The following is an 8,367-nucleotide window of genomic DNA, read 5'->3' on the forward strand; positions in this document are numbered from 1 at the left end:
CAAGCAGTTCCGGGCGGTCGCGACCAGGTACGACAAGCGCGACTACATGTACCGGGCCACCGTCGACATCGCCACGATGAAGATCTGGCTACGCGACCTCACCCAAGATCGACGAGACACGGCCTAGTGCCCGTTGCTCCAAAACGGTACCGAACGGATCGGACTTGGATGTGGCGGCCGCATGCGACACCGCCTTCTCCCGGGTCAAGCTCCAGCGGGTCGGCCTGCTCTCCCGGTTCAAGTGTGTTGTCGGCGTCGACACGGCGGGAGCGTCGAAACCGCACCCCCGAATCTTCCACACGGGCTGCGCGGCATTGGGATACCCACCGGCGGTAACCGCGTACGTGGGCGACAACAAGCTTGGAGACGCGGCGGCCGCCGACACAGCCGGTCTCCTTGGTGTGTGGGTCAACAGGTCCGGCGCCGGTGAAGACGGTGTGACCGACCTCCGGCAGCTTGCTGCGGTTCTGAAACTGGCGGAAGTTGCCCCCAATCCATGATCGACTTTTGTCCTTCCGCTGCCTGATCCGGCTGACCGGCACCACCACGATCGCGCAAGCCCTACGCCACAACAGCCGAGACCCTTACCGGCCACTACACCTACTCAGAAGCACCTAAAAACGGCCATATGGCAACCCTGCCGTAGCCCTGCGGGTATCAATGAGACAGCGAGGTATCACCGCATCTACTCCTGTGCTCCAGTCGCACGCCGGCCCACTCCGCCGTGCGCGGCCGGGGCTTCACCGGGCCAGCCAGCCGCCAACCACCTCCGCCTGTGATGATCCGGTTACACCCGAGGCGTTCCCGGAGGCAATGGATGACCACGCTCACCGCGGCGATCGTGGCGGGCCGGTCATGGGGTGGCAACGACGACCAGATCCAACTCCTGCTACGCGGCACTCCCCGCGCCTCGACGAGTAACCGCAGCACGGCGAACCCCTGCGGGCCGAGCCGGATGGGCCGAGCCGGCCCGTCGAGGACGTACCGATGCTCGACATCGAGTCGCAGGCCGCCGAACGCCAGCACGTCGGTGCCGTCGACCGGTTCCGGCGCGATCGGGTCCCGCATCCACCAGCCGTCCGCCCCGGTGAGAATGCGTGCGGCACCGATCTTCTTACGGATGTTGGCGATCACCACGCCGATCTGGGCAGCCGTTGGCGGCCGGTACCCGCGCGGCATGGCGGCCCAGATCGCCTCCCGGCTGAGGGGTGTTCCCCGCGCCGTGATGAGGACGGCCAGCACGGCGACCTGCTGGCCACTGAGCATGACCGCCCTCGACTCGGCGTGCAGTCGGACCATGCCGGTGGACGTCTGCAGCTCCACCCCGGCGTAGCACAGTGGGACATCCAGCACCGGTATGGACAGCTGGTGCCGACCGGTGCTGGTCCGTGGGCGCCGTCCCTGACGGCACTGCGAGATTGCCAACAGCGCAGCGCCTGCCGCCGGAGAGGCATTCCCAGTCGGGAGCCAGCCGGCCGACCAGCCGACCACGGCTTGATCAACCATCATCAAGAACCTCCCCATCTGGCTGACCGGCGGCCACTACCCCAGCCGGCCAGCCCTTTTCCCCGGCCCATGCCGCTTCCGTGGGCACGCCACAGGCGAACGTCCAGGCTGCTTCCTGACTGCCGGGAGGTCGTCGGAGGTGTGGCGTGGGCGCCGGACATCTCCGGTCAGGCCGGCGATCCGACCGGCTGGCACGCCGCTCGGACGGTGCCCGGGGTGGGGTCGGCGAAGCCCGACCCCGCCCCGGTCCCGGTCCCGGACCCGGCTCCGGGCGTCGGGATGCGCGCCCCCCTCTGCGTCGTGCCAGGCGCGCACCCCATGATCCATTTCTCGCTACTTTCCTGACCCGGCGAGGACGCCCTGCACGAAGTAGCGCTGGAAGGCGAAGAAGACCACCAGCGGCACGAGCATGGACAGGAACGCGCCGGGACCGATCGTGTCGAGGTTGGACGAGAACGACCGCATCTGCTCCCGCAGGGCATAGGTGATCGGGGCGTTGTCGGAGGTGGCGAAGACGAGCGAGACCAGCAGGTCGTTCCAGACCCAGAGGAACTGGAAGATGGCCAGCGAGGCGATGGCCGGCCAGCCGATCGGCAGCACCACACGGGCGAAGATGAGCATCTCCCGGGCACCGTCCATGCGGGCCGCCTCAAGCATGTCGCGCGGGATGTTCAGGAAGAAGTTCCGCAACAGGAAGATCGCGAACGGCAACCCGAAGGCCACGTGGAAGGCGACCACCGCCGAGATCTCGCCGTAGATGCCGAGGACCCGGAAGATCCGCGCGTCCGGCACGATCGCCACCTGGACCGGCACGACGATCAACGCAACGACCAGCACGAACAGCCAGTCCCGGCCGGGGAAGTCCAACCAGGCCAGGGCGTACGCGCCGAGTGCGCCGAGCAGCACCACGAGCAGGGTCGACGGTACGGTGATCAGTACCGTGTTCCACAGCGACTCGACGATCCGCTCGTTCTGCAGCACCTGAGCGTAGTTGTCGAGGGTCAGTTGGGCCGGTGCGGTGAAGACCGTCCACCAGCCGGTGGCGCTGTTGTCGGCGCTGCTACGCAGGCTCGCCACGGCCAGACCGAAGGTCGGCAGTAGCCAGAAGGCGCCGATCAGGACCACCAGCAGCCGCAGCAGCGCCTTGCCGAACCGCATCATGAACCGGGCCCAGGGCCCCGGTCGCGGCCGGCCGCCCCGCGCGGTACCGGCGGGCACCAGTTCCAGCACCGTGTCAGTGGTGGCGTGGCTCATCAGCTATTCCTCCTCAGGCGCCGGATGTTGAACAGCATCGCGGGGAGCACCAGGGCGAACAGCAGGACCGCGAGGGCGCTGCCGAGCCCGTAGTCCAGGCCGCCGCCGAAGGAGACCCGGTACATTTCCAGGGCGACCACGGTCGCGTCGTCCTGGGACGACTCGGGTGCGAGCACGTAGACGAGGTCGAAGATCTTCAGGACGTTGATGGTCAGGGTGACCAGCACGACGACGAGCACGGGCCGGACCAGCGGCACGGTCACGTGCCGGAAGGTCTGCCACTCGTTTGCGCCGTCCATCCGGGCCGCTTCGAGTGCTTCCCGGGGCAGGGCGGCCAGACCGGCCGACACCAGCACCATGGCGAAGCCGGCCCAGATCCAGATGTACACCCCGATGACCGCGGGAGTGATGAACGAAGGCCCGAGCCAGGTGACGCCGTTGAACGGCTCGGTGAAGTTGTCGGCGGGCAGCCGGATGACGTACGGGCCGGAGGCGAGGTCGGGGAACGCGAACCGTCCGGCGGCGTCGGTCCGGGCGGTGGCGACCACCGTGCCCCCGTCGCTCACCGCCTCGACGGTCATCTCGGGCAACCCCACCTCGCCGGCGTCGACGATCCCCGCCTGGCCGCCGCCGCCGCGGGTGAAGTCGAGCCACACCACCCCCTGCAGTCCGGGGCCGCCGGCGGGTGCCGTGGCCGGCCTGGCGTCGGTCGGGATCCGGTCCGGCGGCAGACCCACGAGGGCGAGGCGGACGGGTTCGCCCGGGTTCACCGGCCCTCTGGACTGGAAGCCACCGTCCGTCGGCACCAGATCGCCCTGCTCCCGAGCGTCGACGCCGTAGTAACGCGACGGTGACACGAAGGCGTCGTGCACCGACACGACGGCCGCGTTGAGCACACCGCGGTCGGGGTTCTCGTCGTAGACCAGCCGGAAGGTGACGCCGGCGGCCAGGAACGAGATGGCCATCGGCATGAACAGGACCGCCTTGAGCACGGCCGCCCGGCGCAGCCGCTCGGTCAACACCGCGAAGATCAGCCCAAGGGTGGTGGCCACGGCAGGCGCCACGATCACCCAGACGAGGTTGTTCAGGATGGCTCGCCGGGTGTTCGGCGAGGTGAACATCGCGACGTAGTTGTCGAAGCCGACGAACTTCGATCCGTCACCGCTGCGGAAGCTGAGCCACAGCGTGTAGACGATGGGATAGCAGACCAGTACCAGCAGCAGCACCAGGGCGGGGCCGAGGAAGAGCGCGGCCATCAGGCGGGCCTCCCGCGACCGTCGGCGGGCCGCGGTCTCGGCGGTGGTCCCTGGGCCACCGGGGGCGTCCCGGTGGCCCGGGCCACCGGCGGCGCGCAACGGGCCGCCGGGGCCGTCGGCCACGCTCGCCCGGCCGGTGGTTGTCTGGGCAGGGAACGGACGGATGCCCTGGGCCGGGTCGGGCGTGATCGTCATCAGTTGCCTCCGAAGTCCTTCTTCGCGGCGGCCTCGAGCTGCTGGGCCAATGCCTCGGGGGTGATCGGCTTGGCGAGGAAGTCCTGCAGCAGCACCCAGAGGTGGGCGCTGGTCCCACCGCCGAACGTCTGCGGCGTGAGGTCCGACAGGTCGAAGCGCAGCGATTCGGCCTTCACCACCGCTTCGGCGAGTTCCCGGGTCGTGTCGTCCGGGTACGTCGCGGTGTCAAGTCCCGAGTTCGCCGAGATGAACCCGCCCTTGGCCGCCATGATCTTCGCCGCCTCGGGCGAGGCCAGGAATGCCATCAGTGCGTTCGCCTCCGGCGTGTCCTTGAAGGCGACCGCCTGGTCGCCCGCCGTCACCACCGCCGGCTTCGAGCCGTCGACCGACGGCCAGTTGAAGAACTTCGCTGACTCGCCGACCTTCAACTCGCCCAGTTTGTTGATCTCCGAGGCGACGAAGTCGCCCTCGAACAGCATCGCCCCCTTCGGCGACTTGCCGAACACGTCGGCGATCGCCTGGGTGAAGGCGGTCTGCGTCGGACTGCCGGCCAGGAAGCGCGGCGTGCGCCAGTAGTCGGCCAGCAGGGTCAGCGTCTTGACCACGCTGGGGTCGGTCCAGGGGATCTCGTGCTTGGCCAGCTTGTCGTACATTTCCGGGCCGGCGACCCGGAGGTAGATGTTCTCGAACCAGTCGGTCAGCACCCACCCGTCGCCACCGGCGGCGACCATGGGCGTCACCCCGGAGTCGGCGAGCGCGGTGGACACGGTCTTGAGCTCGTCCCAGGTCTTCGGCGGCTGCACACCGGCGTCGGTGAAGCTGTCGACCCGGTACCAGATCACCGACTTGTTGGCCACCTTGAAGTAGACGCCGTAGAGCTGCCCGTTCACGGTGCCCAGTTCCTGCCAGGCGGAGCTGTAGTTGGCCTTGATCGCGGCGGCGGCGTCACCGGTCAGCGGCTTGATCGCGCCCCGCTTGACGAACTCGGCCACCACCCCGGGCTGCGAGATCAACGCGACGTCCGGCGGCGAACCCCCGGCGATCCGGCTGTTGAGCAGCACCGGCAGATCGTTGCCGCCGGAGGTGTACTTCACCGTCGCGCCGGTCTTCGCGGCGAAGGCATCCAGCAGCGCCTGGAAGTTCGCCTGCTCGGCACCGGACCAGGTGGCCGCCACCTCGACCGTCTTGCCGGCGAGGTTCGCGTCCGGCGAGCTGGACGCCGGGCCGGCATCGCTACCGCACCCTGCGGCGGTGGCGAGGACCGCCGTCGCCACGGCGAGCGGTACCCATCGTCGTATCATGGACACTCCTGAATCTGGTCTGCGGATCGGGACTGGACCGGGGCGGGCGACGAGCCGCCGCTCGCCCCGTGTTCGGAGTCGACCGCGGTTGAGTGGCAGCTCAGCCGCGGTCGACGGGCAGACGCCGACCCAGGTTCCGGATCGGCGGTCGGACCGCCTAATCCGTCCCTTGTGGTCGGTGCTAATCAATCACATCGCATTAACCGATCGGTGATTGCGCCGAGTCTTCAACACCACCGCGTTTCCCGGAAGTCACCTGGGTGTTACGTGACGGGACCGACGAACACCTCACAAGATCAACTTGCGAAAATCCGGCCCGACTCACCGGTAACTATTCGGCAACCCGGCTTGAGCTGGCAAAACATCGTCCACATCGACGCGCGGTCCCAAAGTCCGGTAGCACCGATCGGTGAACGAACCGTCGCGGTGTTGAGATTGGGCATCACTGCTGTATCTGCGCTGTTACCGCGACACTTCTACCTGACGAAAACGTCCCAACGGGTGAGCCGAGCGACGTCCGGAACCGTTCAACCTGTGAGGTAGGCCCGATGTGACAGGAGGACAGCGTGGAGGACCTGGCGGGGTACACGGTCGCCGTCCTGTCGGAGCGGCGTCGACACGACCTCGCCACCCTGCTGGAAGCCACCTCGGCACGGACGATCAACGTCCAGGCGGTCCGCTCGGTGGCCCAACCGGTGGCGGAGGCCGTCGCTGTCGCCACCCATAGCTGCGTGACGAGACCGGTGCACGAGGTCATCGTGTCGTCGGGCCTGGGCCTGCGGGCCTGGCTGCGCGTGGTCCGGCAGACCGGCCATCTCGACGCGCTCATCGACCGGCTGACGCACGCCCGTCTGCTGGCCCGCGACGGGCACGCCGCCGACACGCTGCGTGACCTCGGCCTGAGCCAGATATGGGCAACCACGTCCACGACCACCGAGGATCTGTTCCGCTATCTCCTCGCCCAGCCGATGATCGGCCGCCGGGTGGTGGCGCAGATCGAGTCGGAGCCACACCGGGAGTACTGCGAGGCCCTACGCCGCAACGGGGCGACCGTTGTCGAGGTCGTCACCAACCGGTTTCTCCCGCCGCTGCGGAGCGACGTCCTGCGCCGGCTGTGCGGAGTCATCATCCGTCGACAGGTTGACGCCGTCGCGCTGACCGGGGCGACCGCCACCGAGAACCTGTTGCGCCAGGCCGAGGCCGACGGCGTGCTCGGCGAGGTGCTCAACGCGCTGACCGCCGACATCGTGCCGGCCTGTCTGGGTCACCTGGCGGCGGAGCCGCTCCGGGCGTTCGGCCTCAGCGCGTACGTGTCGAACAGTCCCGCCCTGCCCGACCTGGTCAAGGTCCTGGCGGACCAGCTTCCGGGACGGTCGCTCCAGCTCGACGTGCAGGGTCACCGAATGGAGATCCGCAGCCAGGCGATGGTGATCGGCCACCAGGTGATTCCGGTCCAGCCCGGCCCGATCTCGGTGTTACGGGCGCTGGCCCGCCGTCCGGGTTGGGTGCTGTCCCCGGCGGAGATCCGGGCAGCCACACCGAGCTGGGCCGACGTCGACGACCACGCCGTCGAGATGGCGGTGTCGCGGCTGCGGCGGACCTTCGACGACACACCGCTGGACGGCGTCGACCTGATCCAGACCGTGATGAAGCGCGGCTACCGGTTGGCGGCCTGACCCAGCCACGCAAACCGGCCCGACACCTCGACCTGCGACAACTCACTCAGCGACCACGTCGGCGCCGGGCAGCGGCCCGGCCACCGGAACCGCCGACGGCTGTTCGCGCACGACGTAGAGGCCCCTCTCCACGTCCATGAGCAGGATGCCGTGTGGACCGTAGATGACCGCCGTGACGTCGTAGCGGTACTGGTGGAACGTCCGCTTCGCCTCCACGTTGCGCTCGTTGACCTCGCTCATCTCGGCCGCGTGGGCTTCGCCGCCCTCGCGACCGGCACCGAGGCCGTCGCCGTTCGAGCCGAGCTTCTTGATGCCGCCGGCGGGAGCGCCGGCCTGCACGCCGAACGAGAACTCCCAGCCGGAGGACGAGTCGCCCTTGTTGATCGGGCCCGACTCGTTCTGCTGGTACCGCCGGGTCTTCTGCTCGAAGGCCAGCGGCCGGCCATCCTTGTCGACGTAGATCTCCGCCCGCCGGGTGTCCAGGCCGAGGGTGATGCCGGCGCCCGGAACCTGGTAGCGGTGTTCGAGCAGCGGCTCGAGACGCGATCGCAGCATCATCTCGGACGCGTGGTGCGCCATCAGGCGGTCGAGATCGCTGCCCCCGTGCACGCCCGGCACTCGCCAGGCGCCGTCGGCGCTCAGGTCCAGGCCCTGACGCAGCCGCTGCGGTTGGGTGGTCGGCGCGCGCCGCTTCTCCCTCGTCCGATCCGCGGTCAGGATGGCGCGGGAGGAGGCACGGCATGTGACCTGGCAACCGGCAGCCGATGCACCCCCGGCAACCCGACCGCGGCGATGCGCTCCCGGTCCCTACGCCTGCGCATCCGCCCCACCAACCATGACATCCCCCGCGCCGCCGACGGCACGCTGCCGCAGGGCTGGCTTATCGCCGAATGGCTAGCCGACGGCGCCGAGGGGGTCAGCAGCAGCCCGACGTCGGGGTACAGTGCGCGTACGCGCTGGGCGGTCTGCAGTCCGCCGTCCGCGCCTGGCGGCAGCCGAATGTCCATGATGGCCACGTCGACTGGGGTACGGTCCAGCAACTCCAGCACCGACGATCTTGTGACCCAGAATACTGCGGCGTATCGTGATGGCGCCGTTAACCAGCTACAACGTTGTTGCATGGTAACGGCGGCGGGCTCGGCGAGGGGAATCTGGTTATGTATGGAGTGGGTATCGACC

7 protein-coding genes and 1 pseudogene are annotated in these 8,367 nt (G+C 68.8%); 3 read left to right on the forward strand and 5 right to left on the reverse strand.

The features are described 5' to 3' along the window. Positions 1-170 precede the first annotated feature (170 nt). Positions 171-500, forward strand: coding sequence for an HAD family hydrolase (locus ABGB16_RS32430; RefSeq protein WP_347671890.1), 330 nt, complete (start codon positions 171-173; stop codon positions 498-500). 157 nt (positions 501-657) lie between these two features. Here ABGB16_RS32430 and ABGB16_RS32435 read toward each other — a convergent pair whose 3' ends face one another. From ABGB16_RS32435 to ABGB16_RS32450, 4 genes are all read right to left on the reverse strand, one after another. Beyond that, complete coding sequence (locus ABGB16_RS32435; RefSeq protein WP_347671884.1) at positions 658-1,323, reverse strand: hypothetical protein; 666 nt, start codon at positions 1,321-1,323, stop codon at positions 658-660. Between the two features lie 516 nt (positions 1,324-1,839). Then, entirely contained in the window at positions 1,840-2,760 is a 921-nt protein-coding gene (locus ABGB16_RS32440) for a carbohydrate ABC transporter permease (RefSeq protein ID WP_347671885.1), read from the reverse strand. Then, positions 2,760-4,211 carry an ABC transporter permease subunit gene (locus tag ABGB16_RS32445; protein WP_347671886.1) on the reverse strand — a complete coding sequence of 484 codons (1,452 nt, stop codon included), beginning with the start codon at positions 4,209-4,211 and terminating at the stop codon, positions 2,760-2,762. Before ABGB16_RS32445 ends, ABGB16_RS32440 begins: the two co-directional genes overlap by 1 nt. Next, positions 4,211-5,512, reverse strand: a complete 1,302-nt coding sequence (locus ABGB16_RS32450) for an extracellular solute-binding protein (RefSeq protein WP_347671887.1) — start codon at positions 5,510-5,512, stop codon at positions 4,211-4,213. Before ABGB16_RS32450 ends, ABGB16_RS32445 begins: the two co-directional genes overlap by 1 nt. A 566-nt stretch (positions 5,513-6,078) precedes the next feature. Between ABGB16_RS32450 and ABGB16_RS32455 the strand changes: the two genes are divergently transcribed. After that, positions 6,079-7,188 (forward strand): uroporphyrinogen-III synthase, encoded by a 1,110-nt coding sequence (locus tag ABGB16_RS32455; protein ID WP_347671888.1) that lies wholly within the window; start codon positions 6,079-6,081, stop codon positions 7,186-7,188. Positions 7,189-7,230: 42 nt separating this feature from the next. On the opposite strand, the gene ABGB16_RS32460 is transcribed toward ABGB16_RS32455, so the two are convergent. Then, positions 7,231-7,746: a hypothetical protein gene (locus ABGB16_RS32460; RefSeq protein WP_347671889.1), complete on the reverse strand. Its 516-nt coding sequence runs from the start codon at positions 7,744-7,746 to the stop codon at positions 7,231-7,233. On the opposite strand from ABGB16_RS32460, the pseudogene ABGB16_RS32465 reads away from it, so the two are divergent. Further along, positions 7,708-8,367 (forward strand): annotated as a pseudogene (locus tag ABGB16_RS32465) (hypothetical protein); the annotation flags it as partial. The gene ABGB16_RS32460 and the pseudogene ABGB16_RS32465 sit on opposite strands and share 39 nt — an antisense overlap.

It is taken from the genome of Micromonospora sp. B11E3 (genome assembly GCF_039871625.1).
Taxonomy (GTDB): Bacteria; Actinomycetota; Actinomycetes; order Mycobacteriales; family Micromonosporaceae; genus Micromonospora.